This is a genomic window from Agromyces sp. NPDC056523, assembly GCF_042794545.1.
Lineage (GTDB): Bacteria > Actinomycetota > Actinomycetes > Actinomycetales > Microbacteriaceae > Agromyces.
Genome location: NZ_JBHTTM010000002.1, coordinates 171632 through 194875 on the forward strand (window position 1 = coordinate 171632; position 23244 = coordinate 194875).

Annotated in this window: 21 protein-coding genes, 2 tRNA genes and 2 pseudogenes; 14 read left to right on the forward strand and 11 right to left on the reverse strand. The window is 68.0% G+C overall.

What is annotated here, in order from left to right; all coding sequences use genetic code 11:
* The first annotated feature begins 29 nt into the window (after positions 1–29).
* From ACFQ58_RS07770 to ACFQ58_RS07780, 3 genes are all read left to right on the forward strand, one after another.
* Positions 30–102 (forward strand) — tRNA-Asn (locus ACFQ58_RS07770).
* Positions 103–245: 143 nt separating this feature from the next.
* Positions 246–956, forward strand: a complete 711-nt coding sequence (locus ACFQ58_RS07775) for an AzlC family ABC transporter permease (protein ID WP_376951107.1) — start codon at positions 246–248, stop codon at positions 954–956.
* Entirely contained in the window at positions 953–1258 is a 306-nt protein-coding gene (locus tag ACFQ58_RS07780) for an AzlD domain-containing protein (RefSeq protein WP_376950508.1), read from the forward strand. Before ACFQ58_RS07775 ends, ACFQ58_RS07780 begins: the two co-directional genes overlap by 4 nt.
* Before the next feature lie 19 nt (positions 1259–1277).
* Here the strand turns inward: ACFQ58_RS07780 and def are convergent, their stop codons facing one another.
* On the reverse strand, positions 1278–1844 hold the full coding sequence (gene def / locus ACFQ58_RS07785; protein ID WP_376950509.1) for a peptide deformylase: 567 nt from the start codon (positions 1842–1844) through the stop codon (positions 1278–1280).
* A 41-nt stretch (positions 1845–1885) separates the two neighbouring features.
* Between def and ACFQ58_RS07790 the strand changes: the two genes are divergently transcribed.
* From ACFQ58_RS07790 to ACFQ58_RS07800, 3 genes are all read left to right on the forward strand, one after another.
* The gene (locus tag ACFQ58_RS07790) at positions 1886–2803 is read left to right on the forward strand and encodes a DMT family transporter (RefSeq protein WP_376950510.1); all 918 of its coding nucleotides are present in this window, start codon (positions 1886–1888) and stop codon (positions 2801–2803) included.
* A gap of 177 nt (positions 2804–2980) precedes the next feature.
* Positions 2981–4198 carry a glycosyltransferase gene (locus tag ACFQ58_RS07795; RefSeq protein WP_376950511.1) on the forward strand — a complete coding sequence of 406 codons (1218 nt, stop codon included), beginning with the start codon at positions 2981–2983 and terminating at the stop codon, positions 4196–4198.
* A gap of 10 nt (positions 4199–4208) precedes the next feature.
* Positions 4209–4282: transfer RNA gene (locus ACFQ58_RS07800), tRNA-Ile, on the forward strand.
* A 192-nt stretch (positions 4283–4474) separates the two neighbouring features.
* Here the strand turns inward: ACFQ58_RS07800 and ACFQ58_RS07805 are convergent.
* Both ACFQ58_RS07805 and ACFQ58_RS07810 read right to left on the reverse strand, forming a co-directional pair.
* Entirely contained in the window at positions 4475–4603 is a 129-nt protein-coding gene (locus ACFQ58_RS07805) for a hypothetical protein (protein WP_376950512.1), read from the reverse strand.
* Positions 4604–4669: 66 nt separating this feature from the next.
* Positions 4670–5011: a hypothetical protein gene (locus ACFQ58_RS07810; RefSeq protein WP_376950513.1), complete on the reverse strand. Its 342-nt coding sequence runs from the start codon at positions 5009–5011 to the stop codon at positions 4670–4672.
* 365 nt (positions 5012–5376) lie between these two features.
* Here ACFQ58_RS07810 and ACFQ58_RS07815 point away from each other — a divergent pair, with 365 nt between their 5' ends.
* Together ACFQ58_RS07815 and ACFQ58_RS07820 are read left to right on the forward strand one after the other, a co-directional pair.
* Positions 5377–8742, forward strand: coding sequence for a BTAD domain-containing putative transcriptional regulator (locus ACFQ58_RS07815; RefSeq protein ID WP_376950514.1), 3366 nt, complete (start codon positions 5377–5379; stop codon positions 8740–8742).
* A gap of 530 nt (positions 8743–9272) precedes the next feature.
* A pseudogene (locus ACFQ58_RS07820) lies at positions 9273–10471 on the forward strand (DDE-type integrase/transposase/recombinase).
* A 512-nt stretch (positions 10472–10983) separates the two neighbouring features.
* On the opposite strand, the gene ACFQ58_RS07825 reads toward ACFQ58_RS07820, so the two are convergent.
* Positions 10984–11268, reverse strand: a complete 285-nt coding sequence (locus tag ACFQ58_RS07825; protein ID WP_376950515.1) for a hypothetical protein — start codon at positions 11266–11268, stop codon at positions 10984–10986.
* Between ACFQ58_RS07825 and ACFQ58_RS07830 the strand changes: the two genes are divergently transcribed.
* Together ACFQ58_RS07830 and ACFQ58_RS07835 are read left to right on the forward strand one after the other, a co-directional pair.
* Complete coding sequence (locus tag ACFQ58_RS07830; protein WP_376950516.1) at positions 11267–12430, forward strand: hypothetical protein; 1164 nt, start codon at positions 11267–11269, stop codon at positions 12428–12430. The two genes, ACFQ58_RS07825 and ACFQ58_RS07830, sit on opposite strands and share 2 nt — an antisense overlap.
* A gap of 275 nt (positions 12431–12705) precedes the next feature.
* A complete protein-coding gene (locus ACFQ58_RS07835) occupies positions 12706–12999 on the forward strand; it encodes a hypothetical protein (protein WP_376950517.1) in 294 nt (97 codons plus the stop codon).
* Positions 13000–13012: 13 nt separating this feature from the next.
* Here the strand turns inward: ACFQ58_RS07835 and ACFQ58_RS07840 are convergent, their stop codons facing one another.
* A complete protein-coding gene (locus tag ACFQ58_RS07840) occupies positions 13013–14011 on the reverse strand; it encodes a glutathione synthase (protein WP_376950518.1) in 999 nt (332 codons plus the stop codon).
* Positions 14008–15189: a flavohemoglobin expression-modulating QEGLA motif protein gene (locus tag ACFQ58_RS07845; protein ID WP_376950519.1), complete on the reverse strand. Its 1182-nt coding sequence runs from the start codon at positions 15187–15189 to the stop codon at positions 14008–14010. The genes ACFQ58_RS07840 and ACFQ58_RS07845 overlap by 4 nt, the downstream gene beginning before the upstream one ends.
* A gap of 266 nt (positions 15190–15455) precedes the next feature.
* Here ACFQ58_RS07845 and ACFQ58_RS07850 point away from each other — a divergent pair, with 266 nt between their 5' ends.
* Positions 15456–15896, forward strand: a complete 441-nt coding sequence (locus ACFQ58_RS07850; protein ID WP_376950520.1) for a nucleoside deaminase — start codon at positions 15456–15458, stop codon at positions 15894–15896.
* Positions 15897–16020: 124 nt separating this feature from the next.
* Here the strand turns inward: ACFQ58_RS07850 and ACFQ58_RS07855 are convergent, their stop codons facing one another.
* From ACFQ58_RS07855 to ACFQ58_RS07865, 3 genes are all read right to left on the reverse strand, one after another.
* Positions 16021–16509, reverse strand: coding sequence for a carboxymuconolactone decarboxylase family protein (locus ACFQ58_RS07855; protein ID WP_376950521.1), 489 nt, complete (start codon positions 16507–16509; stop codon positions 16021–16023).
* A gap of 42 nt (positions 16510–16551) precedes the next feature.
* The gene (locus tag ACFQ58_RS07860) at positions 16552–17478 is read right to left on the reverse strand and encodes an NADP-dependent oxidoreductase (RefSeq protein WP_376950522.1); all 927 of its coding nucleotides are present in this window, start codon (positions 17476–17478) and stop codon (positions 16552–16554) included.
* A 117-nt stretch (positions 17479–17595) separates the two neighbouring features.
* The gene (locus ACFQ58_RS07865; protein WP_376950523.1) at positions 17596–18186 is read right to left on the reverse strand and encodes a DUF1992 domain-containing protein; all 591 of its coding nucleotides are present in this window, start codon (positions 18184–18186) and stop codon (positions 17596–17598) included.
* Between the two features lie 259 nt (positions 18187–18445).
* On the opposite strand from ACFQ58_RS07865, the gene ACFQ58_RS07870 reads away from it, so the two are divergent.
* The 3 genes and pseudogenes from ACFQ58_RS07870 (at position 18446) to ACFQ58_RS07880 (ending at position 21558) form a co-directional block, all read left to right on the forward strand.
* Complete coding sequence (locus ACFQ58_RS07870; protein ID WP_376950524.1) at positions 18446–19738, forward strand: glycosyltransferase; 1293 nt, start codon at positions 18446–18448, stop codon at positions 19736–19738.
* A 537-nt stretch (positions 19739–20275) separates the two neighbouring features.
* Positions 20276–20476 (forward strand): annotated as a pseudogene (locus ACFQ58_RS07875) (transcriptional regulator); the annotation flags it as partial.
* 227 nt (positions 20477–20703) lie between these two features.
* On the forward strand, positions 20704–21558 hold the full coding sequence (locus tag ACFQ58_RS07880) for a cation diffusion facilitator family transporter (protein ID WP_376950525.1): 855 nt from the start codon (positions 20704–20706) through the stop codon (positions 21556–21558).
* A gap of 42 nt (positions 21559–21600) precedes the next feature.
* On the opposite strand, the gene ACFQ58_RS07885 is transcribed toward ACFQ58_RS07880, so the two are convergent.
* Together ACFQ58_RS07885 and ACFQ58_RS07890 are read right to left on the reverse strand one after the other, a co-directional pair.
* Entirely contained in the window at positions 21601–22041 is a 441-nt protein-coding gene (locus ACFQ58_RS07885; RefSeq protein ID WP_376950526.1) for a DUF1801 domain-containing protein, read from the reverse strand.
* 19 nt (positions 22042–22060) lie between these two features.
* Positions 22061–23044 carry an alpha/beta fold hydrolase gene (locus ACFQ58_RS07890; RefSeq protein WP_376950527.1) on the reverse strand — a complete coding sequence of 328 codons (984 nt, stop codon included), beginning with the start codon at positions 23042–23044 and terminating at the stop codon, positions 22061–22063.
* Between the last annotated feature and the right edge of the window lie 200 nt (positions 23045–23244).

Genomic DNA, 23244 nt, shown 5'->3' on the forward strand with positions numbered 1-23244 from the left:
TTGCTAGAGTGTCTCTGCGCGATACGCGATCCTCCATAGCTCAATTGGCAGAGCAATCGGCTGTTAACCGATAGGTTCTTGGTTCGAGTCCAAGTGGGGGAGCTTCGAACCCCGGTCCTCCCTGAGGCCGGGGTTCTTCCATTCGCACCCCACGATCGACGCGGAGGAGGCGGCCCGTGGCCGAGGAGTCCGTCGAGCCCGACGCCGTGGCCGCCGATCCGGTCGATGCCGCCGACGGGGGCGCGATCGCCGATGACGCCGAGGCCGAGCGCGCGGAGATCCGCATCGCCCGGCGCGACGGGCTCGCGGTCGGACTGGCCACTGCCGCGTACGGCATCTCGTTCGGCGCGCTCTCGGTCGCGTCGGGCCTCGACGTGTGGCAGACCTGCTTCCTCAGCCTCGTCATGTTCACCGGTGGATCGCAGTTCGCGCTGGTCGGCGTCATCGGCGCCGGTGGCCTCGCCGCCAGCGGTTCCGCGATCGCCGCGGCGGCGCTGCTCGGCGTGCGCAACGTCGTCTACGGCATGCGCATGCGTCCCGTGGTCGGCGAGCACGGGATCGCGCACCGCATCGCCGCGGCCTGGGTCACGATCGACGAGTCCACCGCGGTGGCGCTCGCCCAGTCGCGCGAACGGGCGGCGCGCGTCGGCTTCTGGGTCACCGGGATCGCGATCTTCGTGGGCTGGAACCTGACCACCCTCGCGGGCGCCCTCATCGGCGATGCGCTCGGCGACACGCGCGCGTACGGGCTCGACGCGGCGGCCGCCGCCGCGTTCCTCGGCCTGCTCTGGCCGCGGTTGAAGAAGCTGCAGGCGGGCGCGACCGCGGTCGTCGCCGCCGTCGTCGCCACGATCGCCACGCCCGTGCTCACGCCGGGCCTGCCAGTGCTCGTCGCGGCCGTCGTCGCCGTCGTGATCGGATGGTTCGACCTCTTCCGCCGTCGGGAGGAGCGATGACCCTCTGGCACGTCATCCTGCTGGCGACCGCGGCGACCCTCGCGCTCAAGCTGGCCGGCCACCTCGTGCCGGCGGGCTTCCTCGAGCGGGAGCGCCCGGCGCGCATCGCCGACCTGCTCACCGTGGCGCTGCTCGCGGCCCTGATCGCCGTGCAGACCCTCGGCGCGGGTCAGTCGCTCGTCGTCGACGCCCGGGTCCCGGCCGTCATCGTGGCCGCCGCCCTCTACGCCGTGCGGACGCCGTTCATCGTGGTGGTCGCGGTGGCGGCCCTGGTCGCCGCGGGCATCCGACTGATCACCTGACCGAGCGGATGTCGCGGGGTCATCCCTCGAGGTGCTCCTCGCCCGGCGTCCAGCTCACGCCGGGCCGGCCCCATCCGCGCTTCTTCGCGATCTTCTGCACGATGCGCTGGTCGTGGTCGTCGAGGCGGTCCACGTAGAGGACGCCGTCGAGGTGGTCGTACTCGTGCTGGAGGATGCGGGCGAGCCATCCGTCGCCGACGATCTCGTACGGCTCGCCCTCGAGGTCGGTCGCGCGCAGGATCGCGCGCTCCGCGCGGCGCAGCGCGAACCGCTCACCGGGGAACGAGAGGCATCCCTCGGACTCGTCGTCCTCGTCGGGCATGCCGGGCACGAGCGGTGAGATCCACAGCTCGGGATTGACGGCCACGCCACGCCACTCGCGCTCGCCCTCGTCGGTCCATCCGTAGGTGAACAACCGCAGCGGGACGCCGACCTGCGGGGCGGCGAGTCCGACGCCGGGCGCGGCATCCATCGTCTCGAACATGTCGCGCACGAGCGTGCGGATCTCGTCGTCGATTCGGTCGACCGGAGAAGCCGGCGCGTGCAGCACCGGGTCGCCGGTGATTCGGATGGGGAGGACGGCCATTCGCCAAGGATATCGACGGGCGAACCGGTAGGGTCGTGGTCGTGGATCCGGACCTGAGTGAACTGACCGAGCTCATTCCGCTCGATCCCACGCAGTTCATCGGGATCCCCCTGGCGCTCACCGGCGCGGTGTTCCTGTCGCTCGGCGCGCAGTTCCAGCACCGCGGCGTCGTCAAGGTCGAGGCGCAGACCGTCGACACCCTGGGCAAGGGACTGAACGGGCGCCAGCTCGCGCTCCTGCTCGCGCGGCCGTCGTGGGTGCTCGGCACGCTGATGCTGGGGCTTGCGATCGTGTTCCAGCTCGCGAGCCTCTACTTCGCCCCGATCATCGTGGTGCAGCCGCTCGGCGCGCTCGCGCTCGTGATCACGTCGATCCTGAACTCGCGGATCAACCACGTCCAACTGAACTCCAAGTCGATCACCGCGATCGTGATGTGCGTGGGCGGCGTGCTCCTGTTCGTCGGCGTCGCCGCCTTCACCGCGGTCGACCGGCCGGTGACCGCGCGCCAGCTCATCATCATCCTCGTGATCCTCGCGGTGGTGCTCGCGGCGGCGGCGGTGACATTCGCCCTCTTCCGCCGCCGGATCCGGGCGATCTTCTACGTCCTCATGGCCGGCGTGCTGTACGGATTCGTGGCCACGCTCGCCAAGGTCGTGCTCGGCCGGATCCAGCAGGGCGACTTCGAGTGGCTCACCCTGACGTGCGTGCTCGCGCTCCTCCTCGCCACCGCGCTCGGCGCGTACTTCGTGCAGAACGCCTACGCGAGCGGGCCGCCCGACCTCGTGATCGCGGGACTGACCGTCGTCGACCCCATGGTCGCGGTGCTCATCGGCATCATCGTGCTCGGCGAGGCGTCGCAGGCGCCGCTCTGGGCGAACATCGTGTTCGCCGTCTCCGGCGCGATCGCCGTGTGGGGCGTGTTCCTGCTGGCCAAGAACCATCCGCAGACGCGGCTCTGATCCGTCTTCGCGTGCGCATCCGAGCAGGGCGCCGCGCCATCCACAGGTCCTGCGGATGCCACTCTCGTAGACTATGTTCGGAGAATCCCGCCCCGATGGCCTCGCCGCACCCCGCGAGAGCCTGCCACCCGTTCCACGAACAGCGAGGTACCGCAAGACGTGTCCGACTCATCGCGAGTGACCGATGACGCCGAGCGTCCGCTCCGCATCCTGATCGGCGCCGACACCTTCGCGCCAGACGTCAACGGTGCGGCCCGGTTCGCCGAGCGCCTCGCCGCAGGACTGGCCGAGCGAGGACACGATGTGCACGTCATGGCGCCAGCCGCGAGCCGCAAGCACGGCTCGTGGAAGGAGGTCCACGAGGGCCAGGAGATCACTGCGCACCGGGTGTACAGCTGGCGCTGGTACCCGCACGACTGGCTGCGCTTCGCGCTGCCGTGGCGGATCAAGCAGAACGCGGCCCGCATCCTCGACACGGTCAAGCCCGACGTGGTGCACTTCCAGTCGCACATCGTCGTCGGGCGCGGCCTCTCGGTCGAAGCCGAGAAGCGCGGCATCCGCATCGTCGGCACCAACCACTTCATGCCCGAGAACATGCTCGAGTTCTCGCTCATCCCGAAGGCGTGGCAGCACTGGTCGGTCGGCCTCGCCTGGAAGGCGGCCCGGCGCACGTTCGGCCGCGCCGAGTCGGTCACAACGCCGACGAGGCGCGCCGCCGACTTCCTCGAGCGCTACACCGGGCTCCGCGGCGTCCACGCGATCTCGTGCGGCATCGACGCGCACAAGTACTTCCCGAACTGGGCGCCGCGCACCGAGAACCGCATCATCTTCGTCGGCCGCGTGACCGGCGAGAAGCAGATCGACGTGCTGCTGCGCGCCGTCACCCTGCTGCCGGCCACGCTCGACGCGAAGGTCGAGATCGTCGGCGGCGGCGACCAGAAGCGCAACCTCGAGCACCTCGCGGCCGAGCTCGGCATCGCCGACCGTGTGACCTTCTCGGGCTACGTCACCGACGAGGAGCTGCGCGAGGCCTACCACCGTGCGTCGGTCCTCGCGATGCCCTCGATCGCCGAGCTGCAGAGCATCGTGACCATGGAGTCGATGGCGTCGGCCCTGCCGGTCGTCGCCGCGAACGCCATGGCGCTGCCGCACCTCGTGCACGACGGTGAGAACGGCTACCTGTTCGAGCCGGGCAGCGCCGAAGACCTGGCGGCCAAGCTCCGCCGCGTGCTCGAGGCCTCGCCCGAGGACTACCGCGCGCTCAAGGAGGGCTCGGTCCGCCTCATCGCGGCACACGACATCCAGCGCACCATCTCGACGTTCGAGAATCTGTATCGTGGGAAGCCGGTGACCGACCCGGTCACCGACGTCGCGCCGGTCGCCGTTCCCGAGTGACTCGACGCGCGGGGCGGTAGCTCAGCCGGTCAGAGCAGTGGACTCATAATCCATCGGTCACGGGTTCAAGTCCCGTCCGCCCTACGAATCTCCATCTGATCTGGGATTTTTTGCGCCATCACGGTCATTGCGGCATGGGTATGTGCCTTCGAAGGGAGTTCGTCCGTGCTCGCGCGCGCTCCGGCACACCCTCCTCGGACCTCCAACTTCGTGAGAAACTGACAGGACCGCGTTCAACCCCCACCACAACTCGTGCGGCGCAGAACGGGTCGAGCGTCATTCGTTGGGTCCGACGAACACGATCGAGTCGAAGATGGCGCGCGCCTCCTCGATCAGCGCGGGATCGATTGATTCGTGGGATTGGCTCACCGAGATCACAGCGCGCTCGCCGTTCAGGTCGACCACTAGGTAGGTTTCGCGCTCGCCTGCATTTGAGTACTGGCGTCCGGTGCAGTCCCCTACCTGATCCGATTAGATGCATATTTTGCCGATGTCGCAGTCGGTGATGTCGACGTCGCTCTCGACGGCGTGGTCGAACTCGTAGCCGGAGTAGTCGCCCACCATGACCTCGACGGGAGGGGTGGTTACCGTTGACGCCTGTGCCGTCATCGCATCGACGAACGCCTCTGCGGTCGGATCGATCTGGACGAGCGCGCCCTTCCAGGCGCATGCGTCCGTCGGGACATCGGTGACGGGGTCGGGGTAGAACCACAGGAAGGCATTCCACTCATCCGGTAGATCCGGGTCGTCCCTGCCCAGTTCCCGGCCGTTGTAGGTCCTCCAGCCGTCTGGGACGGTGATCTCGAAGGGCACCGGGTATCCGGTCACGAGGTATGTGCCGGCGTCGAGGACGCCGCGCTCCGGGAACGGTGCGATCGTGTCGGCCTCCGTGGTCGATGCGGGGGACGGCGGTTCGGTCGCGGTGCACGCGGCGAGGCCGACGCACGCCAGTAACGCGACGGCGACACCCGCCAGCTGCGAGCGAGTCGACTGAGCGGAGCGGGTTCGCGGAGTTGAAGTCCACATGTCACGTCCTTTCCTTCGATCCATACAGCGCCGTGGCTGCTCGATCCGTGAAGGACTGACGTGTATCAGCGGGATAACGGCGCCTATCGGGTGTGTATCGGTCCGATATCAGCCGTCTTGACGGATGTCGGAGCCGGGCGCACAGTGGCCCCATGGAGGTTCGCGTTCTTGGAGCGCTGACGCTCGATGACGGTGGGATTGCACTGGCTCCGCGCGATCGTGCGGTGATGGCAGCGCTCACGATCCGCCTGGGTGCGCCATTGTCGGCGGCGTCCCTCGCGGCGGCGCTGTGGGGTGGTAACCCGCCCCCGTCCTGGTCGCATGTCGTTCCAGGGTGCATCATGCGGTTGCGGCGGCTTATCGCGCCGGCCCAGATCGAAACCACGCCGCACGGGTACCGACTGGTCCCGGAACACGTCGAGGTCGACGCGGAGCGGTTCGAACGACTCGTCGAGCGGGGTACGCAGCAGCTGGAGCTGGGTGAACCCGATCGCGCCGCGCACACGTTCTCGGAGGCGCTCGCGCTGTGGCGGGGCGAGCCGTTCGTCGAGCTCCCCGACTGGGAACCGGCTCAGATCGCGGCGGGTCGCCTGGAGGAGGTGCGACTCGGCGTTGAGGAACTGCTCCTGGACGCACGGCTGCAGGCGGGTGAGGTGCAGGAGGTGGCCGCGCTGTCGCGCGCCCGCGTCGCCGAGGCACCGCTGCGCGAGCGGCGTTGGGTTGTGCTGAGCGTTGCGCAATACCGATCGGGTCGGCAGGCGGATGCGCTCGACACCGTGCGCCGCGCCCGGGGGCTGCTCGCCGCCGAGCTCGGTTTAGATCCCTGCATCGAGCTCGCCGAACTGGAGCAGGCGATCCTCCGGCAGGATCCCTCGCTGCTGTCGGAGCGGGTGTTCCGGGCGGCTAGCCCTGAGTGTCCGTACTTCGGCCTGCCGCCCGCGGGCGTCGGCGACGCCGAGCGGTACTTCGGTCGCGAGCAAGAGTTGGCCGGAGCTATTCGGGCGCTCGACGAGCACGGTGTTCTCCTCGTCGCCGGATCATCGGGCGTCGGCAAGTCCTCATTCGTTCGAGCAGGGATCGGTGCGCACTACATCGCGCAAGGCAGGGAGGTCGCCATCGTCACGCCCGGCGAGCACCCGATCGATGCCCTTCGCAACATCGATCTCACCGCCGGAGCGTCACTGCTCATCGTCGATCAATGCGAACAGGCGTTCGCCGCAGACGATCCCGCCGAGATCCGGGAGTTCTTCGACGCCCTGTCGCAGATGGCCTTCCGCGGCATCCTCGTCGTCGCGATCCGGGCCGACCGCCTCGGAGACCTCGCCGATCACCGAGGATTCGCCCAGATCATCCAGTCGCACCTGCTCATGCTCACCGCGCTCAGCCCCGACGGACTCCGAACCGTGATCGAAGAGCCCGCAGAGCAAGCCGGGCTCATCCTGGAGCCGGGCCTCGTGGAGATCCTGGTCCGCGACGCCGATGGGCGGGCCCTTCCACTGCTGTCCCACGCCCTGCGTCAGGTGTGGTCACGTCGTGAGGGCCGCGTTCTGACCGTCGAGGCGTATCGGGCATCCGGTGAGATCGACGGTGCCGTCGCGAAGACCGCCGAAGAGGTCTACGCGACGCTCTCGGAGGGGGGCGTACGCCTGCTGCGCGACATCCTCCTCCGTCTCGTCGAATCATCCCCGGACGGCGCGGTGATCTCGCGCCGCGTCGAGCGCACCCGGATCGCGATCGACGACGCCCACGCGAAGATCATCGACCGGCTGGCCGATGCACGCCTGCTCACTACCGATGAAGAGTCCGTACAGCTGTCGCACGAAGCGCTCGCACGTGAATGGCCACGGCTGAAGGAATGGCTCGCCGACGATGTCGAGGGCCAACGCATCATGCGGCACCTCGGCTCCGCCGCCGCCGCTTGGGACGCGATGGGACGACCGGACAGTGAGCTCTATCGCGGCAGCCGGCTCACCACCGCCGAACACTGGCGGGATGCGGTCGATCCCGCACTCACGGCGGTCGAGCGCGAGTTCCTGGACTCCGCTGCGGCGAATGAGACCGCAGGACTGGCCGCCGCGGAACGACAACTGCGCAAAGAGCGCCGGATGGTGCGCCGACTGTCCTGGGTGTCGGCGGGCGCCGCTGGTCTCGCGATCGTCGCTGTCACGGCCGGCATCCTCGCGGGGCTCCAGGCGAATCTCGCCGCGACGGCCGCTGAGGCACGGCACGTCGCCGCACGCGCGCTCGACGAGCCCGACCTCGACCGCGCACTCCTGCTCGCCGTGGAGGCCACCCGGCTCTGGGACAGCTCCGAGACACGTCTCAACCTCGTACGCGTCATCTCCCGCGCACCCCGCCTGACGAGCATCATCCACATACCCGAAGACGAGGTGGCCGCCTTGAGCATGTCACTCTCGGAGGACGGGACCCGAGCATCCGTGATCGACAGCGACCAGGGTGTGCGCCTGTTCGATCTCGACGACCGCACGCAGCTCGGTGAGTACTCGCCGCCGGGCGAGATCGTGGACCCCGGCAGGATCGTTGTGACCTCGGCGATCGACCCCGTCACTGGGGCGGTCGTGTTCAGCAAGATATCCGACCCTGTCCTGCGAACGGGAAGGCTCGATCTCGCAGACGCCGGCCGATCGCGGGTGACCACCTACGAGGGGGTGGATCGGACGGCCGCAGACGTCGAGTTCTCGGTCGACGGATCCCTATTTGCAGCGGTTGCGCCGACAGGGCAGACCGGTGGCGTCGCCCTCTGGTGGGGCGCCAAGGGGAAACTGACCGGGCCGGTTTTCCTGGACCTGGACGTGAGGTTCCCCGATCCTCCGTCCGGGCAGGTCTTCACCTTCAGTGCCGTGAAGTTCTCTCCGGACGGCTCGCGGATGTATGTCAGCGGATCCAGAACGACACTTGTTCTTGAGACGGCAACGGGCGAAGAGCTCCATCGGATCCCCGGCAACGGAATTCTCGCCATCAGTCCGGATGGCAGCCGGATCGCGGTCCGAGATGGCGCACGCGCCGTTCGGATCGTGGATCCCTCCGGGGTCGCAGCCCCCATCACCGTCTCGCTGTCATCCTTTCCGTGGGCGGCCGACTTCGACCCCGACAGCCCTCAACTCGCCATCGCAGGTGCAGGGGTCGTGGTGGCCAGCACCAGGACCGGCGAGATCACCGAGACACTCGTCGGTCATGACGGCTGGGTCAGCGCGGCCGAATTTCGACCGAACGGCGAGTTGGTCACGGCCGGAATCGACGGTGCGATCATCACATGGAATCTCGGGGACTGGTCGGCGGACCTTCCCGGCAGTGTTGTTCAACGGCACCAAATGGGGATCGAACCCAATGAGCGCACCGTCAAGCTCAAGGAGACCCTCGGGGGTTGGCAGCATGTCGTCGCCGAGCCGGCGGCGTGGGAGGAACACGCCTGTCGGATCGCGGGACGGGTACTGACCGAGGAGGAGTGGGCGGAGCTCCTGGGGGCTCGGCCGTACGCCCCCGCATGCGGGGAATGAGCGCGCGGCTGTAGCTTGAAGACGCCCTAGGCTCGCGTGGCTCGCGCCGGCGTATCCGGAGGCGGACTTGCGCGCGAAGGCGAGTTCTCCGCCAAACCTACCTGGGGTAGGTCGCCCGCGGTCGGGAGCTCGACAGAGACGGCGAGCGCCATGCCGGCGGTATGTGCCAACGCTCGGCAGCCGCGGATATCAGCGTGATTCCGCGAACCTCAAGGCAAAGGTCGGTTCGACAGGCTCAACACGGCTCATCCCTTACAGATGGAGGAGAAGTGTCACCACCAACTACCCCGGAAGCGTCACCGATGTCCTGATACAGAAACGTCACCGATGTCCTGAGACATACAGTTGGATCGATGACTGTCATGTCGCAGGACATCGGTGACAGTTATGCATCTTTGCATCGGCGACGTTTCGGATCGGTTTGGTGGTGACAGTTCCCCGACGTTTGGGGAATGAGCCGCAACGAGCCCGTCGATCCTCGTGTCCGTCTCGCGATCACGCAGTGGCCGCCTGATGCGCCGCGCGGGGCGGTGTCGACGTTCTGCCTCGAGCATGGGATCTCGCGGAAGACGTTCTACGAGATCCGCAGGCGGGTGCAGGTTGATGGGCCGGCCGCGGCGCTCGAGCCGCGCAGCCGGCGACCGAAGACGAGCCCGAACGCCATCACTGATGACGTGAAGCAGCAGGCGGTCGGGGTGCGGGCCGCGTTGGAACGTTCGGGTTTGGATCACGGGCCGATCAGCGTGCACGAGAAGATGCGCTCGCTCGGGATGACCGCACCCTCGGTGGCGTCGCTGGCGCGGATCTTCCGCGACGCCGGGGTCGCCAAGCTCGAGCCGCGGAAGAAGCCGCGGGCCGCGTTTCGCCGGTTCGTGTACCCGGCGCCGAACGCGTGCTGGCAACTGGACGCGACCGAGTACGTCCTCGCGGGCGGGCGGGCGCAAGTGCGTGATCTTCCAGCTCATCGACGACCACTCCCGGTACGCGGTCGCGTCACTGGTCGCGGACGCGGAAACCTCGGACGCTGCGATCACGGTCGTGGACAAGGGCATCGCCGCGCACGGGGTGCCGCAGCGGTTGCTCACGGATAACGGGTCGGCGTTGAACCCGTCCCGGCGCGGCTACGACGGTCAGCTCGTCGCGCACGTGCGAGCGCTCGGCGTGCAGCCGATCACCGGCAAGCCGTACCGGCCCACGACGCAAGGGAAGAACGAGCGCTTCCACCAGACCCTGTTCCGGTTCCTGGACAAGCAGCCCATCGCCGGCATCCTCGCCGAACTACAGGAGCAGGTCGACCGGTTCGACGCGATCTACAACCAGGAGCGTCCGCACCAGGCGCTGCCCGGCCGGATCACCCCGCAACAGGCCTGGGACGCGACGCGGAAGGCCGACCCTCCCAGGCCGGGCGTGCCGGCGCCGCGCACGCCGATCGCGTTCCGCACCGATGGCCGCGACGATCAGGTGCGGGTCGTGAAGGTCGCGGGCAACGGCACCGCCTACGCCCGCGGGATCAGCTTCCAGACCGGCCGCGACACCATCGGCCAGTACGTGTACGTGGTCTACCCGAGGGCGTCATGATCTTCGATGACCGCGGCACGCTCATCGTCGAGCACCCCTGGCCGGCACCCGGAACCCGATACGTCGGCAACGGCAAACCCCGCGGCCGACGGCCCAAGACCCTCCCACCGTCACCGATGTCCTGAGACATCAACTGTCACCGATGTCCTGAGGCAGAACTGTCACCGATGTCCTGAGACATCACAAGCTGGATCGATGACTTGATCCGCGCACGTTTATCCAGCACTTTTGACCCGAGATGCCCCGAGGGAAGTCGAGCTCATCGGGTAGCATCGGAGACCGACAGTGACGATCGCGGCAAGGAATTCCTGATCACGTCGAGATTGTTCGAGGCATCCCGGCTCACGCCGAGACCGAGGCTCCAGGATGAGGAGATCCATCGGTCACGGGTTCAAGTCCCGTCCGCCCTACGAACACCTGTATGTCTTCGCCCGATCCTTGACGTTTGATCGTCGGGTGATGCTTGAGGTGTTTCGGCTGATCCTTGACGGTTGTGTCGGGTGATGGTTGACACTCAAGCAGTCGCGCACGATTCTCAGCATGCTGCTCGGCTTCGCGGTCCGTCGTGGCGTCATCGCGGCGAATCCGGTCAAGGACATTGCTCGCATGAAGTGACCCAAGCGCATTCCGAAGGCGCTCACCGAGCGCCGACGCGCCCATCAGCTAATGGCAGCTGGTCGCCGGGTCCCCGTCGATGTCGCCGAGGAAGCTACCGAACTCGCCGACGTGGGCGTCTTCGCCCAGAATTTCTCGGGTGACGTTCCCGAGTCCGAGGCGTGGCTCCTCCTGGGACGATGCGTGCTCGCCGATGTCGTGGTGGGCTATCGCTCGCTGCTGGGTCACCACGCCAAGGCAGTTGGCGGAGTCGGGCGTGTCTGCTGCGACCGGGCCGGCGGTTCCGAGTACGAGGAGTGACGCCGCCACCGCTGTCGCCAGTGTCCTGTTCATGCTGTCTCCTGATTGTCGTCTGGGCTCGAAGGAGTGTCCTCGAACCGGCGCCCAATTAATACTCAGCGCTGCCGAGCGCCGCAATCGTTTCGGGCCCAGCCGAAACGTGGCGGCCGTCGTTGGCATGATCCGGCCTCGGGCCGACAATGAACTCATGCTGCGTCTTCACTTCGGGATCGACGACCTCGCCCGGACGACGTTCGAGATGCCGTCGGTGATCGACGACATCGTCGGCAGCGCGCAGTCCGTGCAGCAACCTCACAGCCGGGTGCGAAGGCAATTCCAGGGTGCCAGGATGCCGCTGCCCCCCGCAGCCCGACCGCTGCTTGAGCTGGCCCCTGCACACGGTGATGTGCCCGGCTTCCTCATCCCGGAGGCCACCGGCACGGTCGAGGAGCTGTTGGACCTGGTGATGGCCACCCCTCCAGCGCAGGTTCGGGCCGACTTGGAAGCTGCGACGGCCACGTCGCCGCGAGTAGCCTGGGCGAGCGAACTCGCCACCGGGAGAGGGCGCGCGATGGATCTGCTTGGCGCGGCGTTGGACGCCTTCCACCGGGAAGTAGTGGCACCGATGCGGCCCGGGTTCCGCAGGATCGTGACCGCCGAGCTCGGCCGCCTGGCCTGGCAGGCCGCCACACTAGGGATGGAGTCGGCACTGAACAGCATGCATCCCGCGATCAGGTGGCGCGAAGGGCGGCTCGATGTCGATCTCCCGGTCGACGCCGACGTTCATCTGGAAGGGCGTGGCCTGATCATCAGCCCGTCCGCCGCCTGGTCCCGTCCGGGGTTCACTTTCCACTGGCGCGACCAGCTTGGCCTGATCTACCCGGTCCAGGCCGACTGGGCAGCACCGGCTGCGGTCGCCGACGACCCGAATCTCCGACTGGGCACCGTGCTCGGGGCGACCCGGGCGAAGGTGCTCACTGCGCTCGCCGAGGGGCCGGCCGAGGGCCACACCACGAGCAGCCTGGCGACCAACCTCGGCATCAGCCTGGCATCGGCCTCCTCACATGCGGCGGCACTGCGCGGCGTGGGCCTCGTCACTACCAGGCGCGCCGGGCGGGCCGTGCGGCACACCCTCTCAGACCTGGGCCGCAGGATGGTCACCGCCGAGCCGAGCGCCGAACCCGGCAATGCCGACCTGCGCCTGCTCGGCCCGTGACAGCCAAGTCTCGACAGCGGTGCTGTGGGGAGGCTCCACCCTTTGGACGTCGGTGTCCAGTGGTGGGCGGCGAGAGCACGGTGGCCGTGGATTGGGACTGGCTGATCCAGCCCCAGTCATACCTCACCCGGCTGCTGCATCGTCACGCCACGTGAACTCGACAGAATCTTTGCGCTGTGGCTCTGCCTCATTGCCTCCGCTGAGCGTGCCCGAATAGCGTTCTTGGCATGGAGACGACACGACGCGAGCGATTGTCGACGACCGCTATGTCCGGAGTGGCGCTCGCACTCGCCGCGTGCGGCGCCCTGTCGCTTGCTGCGGGCGAGGCGATGTGGTTCGGCATCCCGAGTTCAGACGATGTGCCGACCCTCCTGTTCATCGTCGGGTGGCTGTTCGTCGTGTGGGCGATTGTCGTCGGCGGGCTCGCTTCAGCACCGCTCATGCGCACAGTTCGCCACGGTCGCGGTCTGTCCTTGATCGACGCCGTGCTCTGGGGCGCGACCATCGCGGTCATCGCGGGCAGTATCTGGCTCTACCCGCTCGCCGGCAGCGGAGCGGGGGCGGGGTAAGCGGCGGTACGGCTCAGGGCCCCGGGCTCGCGCGGCGCTCGAGGGCCTCGATGACGGTCTGGGCGATGTCGATGTCGTAGAGCCTCTCGACGCTCTGGAACCCGCCGGGACTCTCCGCGTTGATCTCCACTATCTTGCTGCCGATCACGTCGATGCCCACGAGGAACATGCCATCGGCGACGAGCTTGTCGCCGATGGCCTCGACGATGCCGAGCTCGGCCTCACCCAGCTCGAGGGGCACCGACCGACCGCCGGTGCTGATGTTGGCGCGCGGGTCGTTGCCAGTGGGCACGCGTCGGAAGGCGGCCGCCTTGCCGTCGCGCTCGAGGATGCGGCCCTCCAACAGGAAGATTCGGGCATCGCCGTCCTGGGCTCCGTCGATGAACTCCTGGACGATCGCGTAGCCGTCCTGCAGGACCGCCTCGGTCATCTGCGCGAGGTTCGTCTCTCCCGGGCCCTCGATCATGAAGACGTTGCGGCCCTTGGCCCCGTACAGCGGTTTGACGACGCAGTGGCCGACTTCGTCGACGAACCGCTCGATCGCCTCCGGATCTCGTGTCACCAGCGACCGGGGTCGGACCTTCTCGGGGAACTCCTCCAGGTAGAGCTTGCTGGTCGCTCGATGGAGGGTGTTCGGGTCATTGACCACCGTCACGCCTCGGTCCGCGAGCATCTGTCCGAACACCACGCCCATCGGGCTGGCCCACGGGCGTTCCTGCAGGTCGTCGACCGACTCGTTGCGCAGTACGAGCGCATCCAGGTCGTCCATGACGATCCGCTCGGCATCGCGCGCCTTGATCCCCTCCATGAAGCTCGCGAGGGTGTCGTCGCTCTTCCACTTCGCGGCGCGAGCCCTGCCCGCGAACAACCCGTCGCTGCTGCCGAACTCGAGGTCCCCGACGCCGACGTACCAGGTCTCGTGCCCGCGCCTGGATGCGGCCCTGGCGAGTCGGGTGGTCGCGTACTCGTCCACCTCGGTGTCGACGTCCTTGACGAGGAATGCAAGCCTCATGCCGCCACACCTCCCTCGTAGAGGTCGGTGACCGTCGCGCCCGCGCGCAGCCTCTCCAGACGTTCTTGTGCACCGGGCGCGTCCAGCCATCGTGGCCGAACCCACGGCGCGTGGAGCACGTCGCGGTCGAGCAGGTCCTGCACCAGGGGGATGTGGTCCAACGCGAGCTTGCCGACGAGCAGGACGTCCAGGCGGCTGCCCTCGGCGAGGGCGTCGAGGATGCGCGTGATCCCGCGCAGGTAGATCGCGTCCTTCACCGAACCGCCTCCGACGATGACCCGGATGGCGATGGACCACGCGGTGCGTGCCGGCATGCGGTGGTCGGCTCGCAGCGACTCGAAGATGTCCAGGAAGCCGGCGCCGTCGAGCATCTTGCCGACCGCGACCACTCGCGCCGCGAGCACGCGCAGCCGCCGGGGGTCCAGCCCCCCGGTCAAGTACTCGGCGAGCACGGCGAGGCCCTCCTGGGTCTCGTCGTAGCCGGGCAGGCCGATGGTCAGCAGCGTCAGTGGCTGCCGGGCACCGTTCTGGTAGGTGACCACGTGGGTGCCGACCTCGTGGTGCAGCAACGGCTCGACCCGGTCGGCCCGGAAGGCGGCGGACTCCGGGATGAGCAGGTGGCCGAACGACACCATCAGCTCGGAGATGTCGTCCCGTACCTCGACGTGGACCGGGAAGTCCGGGTACACGGCGCGGTAGCGCTCGAACTCCGCACGGGCCGCGTCGGCGAACGCCCCGGCCGTGACGGTCTGGGTGCTGGGCGCCTGCGGGGGGATCGTCTCGAGCAGCTCCTCCGCCGCTGCGGCCAGCGGGGGAGCCACCGTTCCGTAGAGCTGGAGTGAGCCGTAGAGGAATCGTGACGTGTCGCGGTCCTCCAACGCGGTGATCTGCCGGGCGATCTCGTCCCTCTTCGCCCGGAAGAGCGTGTGCAGCGCCGGGTCGTCCACGTTCTCGACCTCGAGGTCGTACAGGTCACGGTGCGCCAGGTCCGGGTCGAAGTCCAACGGCCGCAGCCGCAGCGTGGGTGCCATGCCGAAGTCACTGCGTTCGAAGTCCGCCCACGCCTCCGCCGCGTTGAGTGGCGTGACGTTGACGAGCAGGTCCACACGGCGCTCGATCTCGGTGAGCCGGGCGTCGATGTCGAGTGCGGGCGCCAGCTGCTCGGTCGGAGATGACATGGCACGAACATACCCACGGGTGGTAGGCCCAACTCAACCCCTTGCACAGGCCGAGCTTCTTCGTCCCAGCACGTTCGATACTGTGAAGCGCACTGATCGCTGGGAGCCACGCGGGCCGCAATGGCCGAACTCGCGTCGAACCTCGGCGGGAGTCGTCGCTCGCTACGTGATCAGAGGTCGACGTCCGGCGCGACCAGCCGGCCAGGAACAAACTCGGAAGGCTGGTGATCCGAGTGGCTCACCGAAGGCTCGGTGACGAGCAGGCGATGGGGGAGAGCATCCGTCTGGCGGCTCTCGCACGCGAGCGTGGCGAGCTTCCCTATGGCGCCGTGGTCCTGACGCCTGAGGGCGCCGTCGTCGGACGTGGGCACGATCAGGTCGAAGCCGACTCGGACCTGACCAGTCACGCGGAGATCCTCGCGGTCCGCGACGCCGTGCGTCGCCACGGGCGGTCGCTGGATGGCTGCACGCTGGTCAGCACCGTCGAACCGTGTGCGATGTGCTTCTCGGCCGCTTGGACAGCCGGCGTCTCGCGTCTGGTCTTCGGGTTGTCCATGGCCGAGTTGCTCGTGATTGATCCTGCGTCGATGGACGAGATCTCAATCGACGCGGTCGAACTCAACCATCGCACGCGGCGTCGCCTCGAGATCCGAACGGGGGTCCTCCGGTCGGAGTGCCTGGCGCTCTGGGCCCAGCGCGAGCGGTGATGCCGCCTTGGTCAGTCAGGGAAGGTTCGTTCACGAAGATGGCCAGAACCCGTCTGAGCGGTGCCTCGGCCTGACGCGGACCATCCCGACCAGTCCAGCACGAACCTGTCGTGCATCATGACGCTCATCCGAGTGGCGCCTCCACGTTGCCGGCCGCGCTGTGCGGGGTGGCGCCTTGTGCGAGTTTCAATCGTGTCCAGACGTTCATGTTGATGACGACGGCGGCGAGTTCCGCGATCTGGGTTGCGTTGAAGTGGTTGATCAGCTCGCCATGCAGGGCGGGGAACCCGATCAGGTCGTAGTTCGTCAATCCTTCGCAATACGCCAAAGCGGCCTGTTCGGGTGCCGTGAACATGTCGCTCTGGCGCCAGCTTGCGAGATGCGCGATCTTGTCCGGGTTGATGCCCTTCTCGACGGCCGTCCTCGTGTGCAGGATCAGGCAGTACGAGCAGGGCGTCAGCTGCGCGACACGCAACCGGACCAGTTGGGCGAGTTGAGTATCGATGGCGAGCTCGGCGGTATATCCGAAGGCGTCTGCCATCTGCTTGGCGATCGAATGCATCGAAGTCAGGTCGGGGTCGAATCGGAGATTGGTGTACGTCACATCGTTCATCTCTGTCGCTTTCTCCATTTGGTCGGCGAGACCGTCACACCGTTACTCGGACGTTGGGCGAAGGCTGATGATCGTCTTCCCTGTGACCCGCTCGGTCGGATTGAACGCCGCAACGGCGTCGTCGATGGTCGCGACCGTGCCGATGTTCGTCCGAAGTCGTCCGTCCCGCACCCGCTGGACGATCTGACGGAGTTGGGCGCGATCGGATTCGACGACGAAGTCCACCGCCAGGCCGTCTGCAGGCCGGGCCTCGGGCGGCCCGACGACGGTCACCAGTGTTCCTCCGGCTCGAACTCTGCGTGCGGATTGCTGCTGGATGTCCCCGCCGATGACATCGAACACCAGATCGACTGCGCCGACGTCTTCCAGTGCGTCGTTCTCGAGGTCGACGAACTCGTGCGCGCCGAAGTCGAGTGCGGTCTGACGGTCGGCGGCGCGTCCCGTGCCGATGACGTAGAGACCGGCCTCTCGTGCGAGCTGCGTCACCATCGAACCGACTGCGCCGGCCGCGCCATGTGCCAGGACGCTCTGCCCCGCCTGGACGTGGCCGTGCTCGAACAGCCCCTGCCACGCGGTCAGGCCGGAGATGGGTAGGCTTGCGCCTTCGATGAAGTCGACGTCGCCAGGCAGTGGCGCGAGGTTGCGTGCCTCGACGGCCACGTACTCGGCCAGGGTGCCGTCGCGATGCCAGTCCGTAAGGCCGAACACCCGCTGGCCCACCGAGAGTCCCGTCGTGCCGTAGCCGAGGGCGGTCACCACCCCAGCCAGTTCGTGCCCGGGAATCGACGGCGTTCGGTCACGATCGAGGCGATCCGCCCAGGTCGACGGCCACGTCAGCTCGGTCGGCACGAATCCCGCCGCATGCACCTGAACGACGACGTCGTTGATCGCTGCGCGCGGCTCGGACCGTTCCACCAGCGCCATCCCAGCCGTTCCCGCCGCCTGGTCCGTCACCACTATCGCCTTCATCCGGCATCTCCTCGTATTCGGCTTCTTCGTCCCGGGTTGCCGCACGGAAGGGTCCGGTCCGGCTCACGACGGGCGACTCAGGCGGCATGGGCATGCGCCGTCCTCGCCGCCTCATCCTCATCCTCGGCGCCGCCACCACCGGGTTCGTGATGCGCCCTGCTCGTGCTGTGCGCCCTCCTCTGCCGCCTGGCGTTGATGGGCCTCGCGGCGCTCGCGCCATGCACGAACCTCGTCGCCGGCATCCCGAGTCGGCGTCACGACGGGCGGCCCGCCGAGGAGTTGGCGGCGCGCCTCGACCACGCGCCGGTTGAAGTCCTCGACTGCTTCGCGTACGTCGGATTCGCGGTGCATGCGATCCAGGCGAGCCTCGAGCTCAGCGTTCTCGACTCGCAATGTGAGCGCGGGCGGACCCAATCCGCTCAGTTGCTCGCGGTCGATCTTGCGACGAATCCACCAGTCGGGGTCATGCTGCCCCGTCAATCCCTCGAGTGGCTTTCCCGCGCCGGGGAGGTTGTCGAATTCGCCGCGGCGGATCGCCTGCTGGATCGCGTTCTCCACGTACGCCGATCGCTCGGCCTGCGTGGGCGGTCGAGCCGGTTCGTGCGTCACGTCGGCGACATCGGGCTCTTCGCCACGGGCGATCGCCTCTTCGCGGGCGAGGCGATCGAGCTGGTACTGCCACGCGGCGCGCGCGGGATCGTCGCTCATCCTCGACCTCCCTCGCAGCGTGGGATTTCCGTCTTCCACGATACGACGCCGCACACCGGGGAGTGCGTGGTGGGCGCCGGTGGCCGAGCGGCTCTCGGGCGGATTCATGACTCAGGGAATCGGCGTGACTGCATCGCCTCCGAGACGCCCGTACAACGCACGGGTCAGCACCGAGGCCGCCCCCGACCCCGCTTGCTAGCGTTCGCAGTGAGAACTCCGCAGACCTGCAATGACCGTTTCCAAGCATCGGAGGCGCGAGATGCCCCGCTACCTGCTCTGCTCGACGCCAATCCAAGGTCATGTCGCACCGATGCTCGCGATCGGGCGGCGCTTGGTCGAACGGGGGCACGTCGTCACGATGATCACCGGGACCCGATTCCGGGGTGCGGTGGAAGGCATCGGTGCTGAACACCGGCCGCTGAAGGGCGCAGCCGACTACGACGACCAGACGCTCCAAGAGGACGACGAGGAGGGGCAGAAGCTGAGCCTCCGGCTGATTCGAGAGGGCATGGAGACGATCTTCGTCCTTCCCATCCCCGAGCAGGCCGATGCGATCAGCCGTGCGATGGACGACCTCGCACCCGACGCGATCCTCGTCGACTCCGCGTTCATGGGCGTCATCCCATTCCTGCTCGACGCCCCGGCGACGCGACCTCCGGTGCTCGCCGCTGGAGTCGTGCCGCTCAGCCAGTCGAGCGCCGATGTCGGCCCCATCGGCCTGGGCCTTCCGCCGGCAACATCGATGGCAGGTCGGCTCCGGAACCGAGCACTGAACGCCCTCCTCGCGAACGTCGTGTTCCGCCCAGTCCAGCAACTCGCGGACCGCATTCTCGAGGACCTCGGCCGACCTCCCCTCGACATCTTCGTCTTCGACTTCTCGCGCCTGTTCGACCGATTCCTCCAGCTGTCGCCTCCGGAGTTCGAGTATCCGCGTCGCGACCTCTCCGCGAACGTACGCTTCGTCGGCACCGTGCTTCCCGCAGCACTGATCGAGGCACCACTGCCGGGGTGGTGGTCCGAGCTCGACGACGAACGGCCCGTGGTGCACGTGAGTCAGGGGACGATCGACAACCACGACTTCGGCCTACTCGTGGGCCCGACGCTCGAGGCACTGGCACGCACCGACGTGCTCGTGGTCGCAGCGACGGGCGGCCGTCCGATCGAAGAGCTCGGCAGCCTGCCGACCAATGCACGCGCCGCCGAGTTCCTGCCTTACGACCTTCTGTTCCCCAAGACCGACGTCTTCGTGACCAACGCGGGATTCGGCGGCGTGCAGTACGCACTCAGCCATGGCGTTCCGGTCGTCGCCGCAGGAGCGGGCGCCGACAAGCCCGACGTCGCGATGCGCGTGCAATGGTCCGGCGTCGGACTCAACCTGAAGACCGGCCGGCCGACGCCTGACGCGATCAGGTCTGCGGTGGACCGACTGCTCGGGGAACCGGGTTTCCGTCTGCGAGCGCGCGAGCTTGCCGCACACATCGCCGAGCTTCGCACTCTTGACGTTATCGAGGAGGAACTCGCAACTGCCGTCTCGGCCCGTCGCTCGTCATGAGAACGTCTCCGGCGCTTGCTCGCCGGGCACGGTGCGAGCCTTCACCAGTGGATCCGCCGTGAGAAGTCCCCGCTCGGGCAGGATCCATCGTGGTCTGCGTATCGCGACTGGCAGCGGACCAACCGGATGGCTCGCAGAGGGCACCCGCACCCGTCGGAGCGAGGCGGCCCGCGTTACGGTGATCGGGTGACCGCCACGCCCGAACGCCCCGTCGATCGTGTCCCCGGATCGCTCGTGCACGTGCGGGCGACGAAATGGGACCGCCCGCCGCACGGGGAGTTCGACGGCATCTGGCTGGGCGAGGACGCACACGGCGTGTGGCTGGGCTTTCCGCGCGGGACCCGCTACGACCGCCCCGGGCACGGATTCACAGTCGAGTGGGACTCGGTGACGCTGTTCCCTCGCTCGGGTTGGGCGCCCTCGTTCGTCGCGGGGCATCCGCGTGGCCTCATCACCTACGTCGACCTGGCGACGGTGCCCGAGTGGCGGGCGGATGCCTCGGGGTGGACGCTTTCGTACGTCGACCTCGACCTCGACAAGTCTCCGGCGGCGGTGTCGCAGCACCTGGCGAAGCTCCGCCTCGCGCGGATCGTTGCGACCCGGCAGGACGGGCAGCGGGTGTTCTACCGGCTCGAGAAAAAGCACGCATCGCGCCTCGTCGCCGACGCGATCCACCAGGCCGAGCATTCGCTCGGCGGCACGCCTCGCCGCCACCGCGCAGATCGGGTCGTCGAATGAGCCGCCAAGGCGAGGGCCGATCCGAGGACCAGCATGAGCAACGCCCGGATCGTGCGCAAGACCACGACCCTGCGCACGCCCATGGCCACGACCATTCGCACAACCGCGATCACGGCCATCCGCATGGTTACATCCACGATCACGGACACCCGCACGGGATCCGAGGGTTCCTGCACGACCTGTTCGTCCCGCACACGCACGACGCCGCGGATTCGATCGACGATGCGATGGAGGCCAACAGCGCCGGCATCCGTGCGCTGAAGATCAGCCTCGTCATCCTGCTGGTCACCACGGTGCTGCAGGCCATCGTGGTCGCGTTCAGCGGGTCGGTCGCGCTGCTGGCCGACACGGTGCACAACTTCTCGGACGCACTGACCGCGGTGCCGCTGTGGATCGCGTTCGTGCTCGGCCGACGGGTCGCCACGAGGCGGTACACGTACGGCTTCGGTCGGGCTGAAGATCTCGCGGGCCTCTTCATCGTGTTCGTCGTCGCGCTGTCGGCGGTCGTCGCGGCGTGGCAGTCGATCGACCGCATTTTCAACCCCCAGCCGCTCGAGCACGTCGGGTGGGTCATCGCGGCCGGCGTCATCGGCTTCGCCGGGAACGAGGCCGTCGCGATCTACCGGATCCGGGTCGGCCGCCGGATCGGCTCGGCCGCCCTCGTCGCCGACGGCGTCCACGCCCGCACGGACGGATTCACTTCGCTCGCGGTCGTGTTCGGCGGCCTCGGGGTGCTCCTCGGATTCCCACTCGCCGATCCGATCGTCGGCCTGATCATCTCGGCGGCGATCTTCGTCCTCCTGATCGGCACCGTTCGCAGCGTCGGACAGCGCCTGCTCGACGGCGTCGAGCCCGAGCTCATCGATCGGGCCGAGCACGCCATCGAGCATGTCAGCGGTGTCGTGCGGATCGAGCGCATCCGGCTCCGCTGGGTCGGACATCGACTGCACGGCGACGCGGTCGTCGCCATCGGCGACCACGTCGTCCGGCTGGACCACGTGGCGACCGAGGTCGAGCACAGCGTTCGCGCCCACCTGCCCAACGTGGACGATTTCCTGGTGAGGGTGCACTCCGATCGGTAGTCCTTCGAGCCGCCAGGTCGACGCTCGAATGGTGGGGGGTGACTACCCGTCTGCCTTCCAGAGGATCTCGCGTATCGGGCCGACCCGCGATTTGGACTCGATGAACTCGTACGACTCCTTCACGATCTGCGCGAGCACACCCAGGTCCACGTCGCTGAGTCGCTTGATGTAGACGCAGTACCCCGTGGCGGAGTGTTTGCCCAGCCTCGCGAGATGCGCCGAGTGGCGCGCCGTGCCGTCCATCAGGTAGACGGTCAGCTTGCCCTTTCGTGGATAGAAGCCGATGGTGTGACCGTCGCCTTCGCGGCCGCTGTCGTACTTGTAGTGGTACGTGCCGAAGCCGATCGTGCCGACATTCCAGAGGGTCGGCTCGTGCCCACTGATCCGCTGCATCATCTCGATCAGCGTCTCGGTGTCCTCGAGCGTCTGTTCATCGAGCGATGCGAGGTATCGGTCGACCGGGCCGTCGTCGAGCCGTGTCATCCCGTCACCGCGTTCCAGCTCACCGAACCCAGGCGAGGACCTCGCGGGGAATCCGACCGCTGGAGGCGGCGCGGACGTGCCCCATGCCCTCGAACCAGACCACGGTGCAGTCTGGGATGCCCGCCGCTGTCTCTCGGACGATGTCGGGCGTGAAGAACCGGTCGTTGTCGCCGCAGAGGAGGAGGACGGGCACGGTGATGCGCCCGAGCACCTCGCGCGCATCGAAGGCTGCCTCGGCCTCTCCCTCCACGAGCAGATCACCCGGCGGGATGTGGGACTGCGCGAACATCCGGCCGATCAGTGGGCCGAGCCGGCGCCGCAACCCCGCCATCTCGTCACCAGGCACGACGTATTCGAGGGCGATGGCACCGGCATCGTCGAACCGGCCCTCGGCGCGCGCCTGCGCCCATCGCAGGTCCAGGTCTCGTCCGCTGGCTGTGATCGTCGCGGCGGCGAGCGCGAGCACCACGCGGTCCATCAGGCTAGCGTGATCGGCCGCGAGGTGGATGGCGATCAGCCCGCCGTACGACTCGCCGACGACGACGTCGACGTGTCCGCCGAGCTCGTCGCGGATGAACTGCGCGTAATCGTTCGCCATGTCGGCGACCGTGTGGCCTACTGGCATGTCCTGGCGCCGGCACACGTGCCACACCGTGTATCCGGCAGCCGCATACGGCTTGACCTGCGCCAGGATTCCCTTCCTGGCGAAGCCTCCTGTCGGGATCTCACTTCCGGGCCCGCCCGGAATGAAGAGCAGCGTCTTCGGCCCATGGCCCAGCGCGGCGTACTCCATTCCGTTGTCGGAGACCTCGACTCGTGGCGTGAATGCATCAGCGCCCGCCCGCTTGCGCCGAGCAACGACGACGAGTGCCGCACCGATCGCGGCCAGGAGCGCGAAGGCTCCGACGAGACGAGCAGCGCGCCGGCGTCCGTGTCGGTGCGTGGTAGCGGCCATCAGCCCTCCCGAAGAGACGCGGCTCGGCCGGGTGCCGAACGGGGCCATGATCCCGCACTGGCGTGGCTCACGCCAGAGGCACCCAGCTGCGATGCGAGACGGGGGTGGGGGGGGGGGGGGGGGGCCCCCCCCCCCCCCCCCCGGGGGGGGGGGGGGGGGGGGGGGGGGGGCTCGGACCCCAGCCAAGGGGGTGCCGCAGCCGACCCGCACCCCGCCGCCGGCGGCCGCGCCGGGGGCGGGGTGCGGGG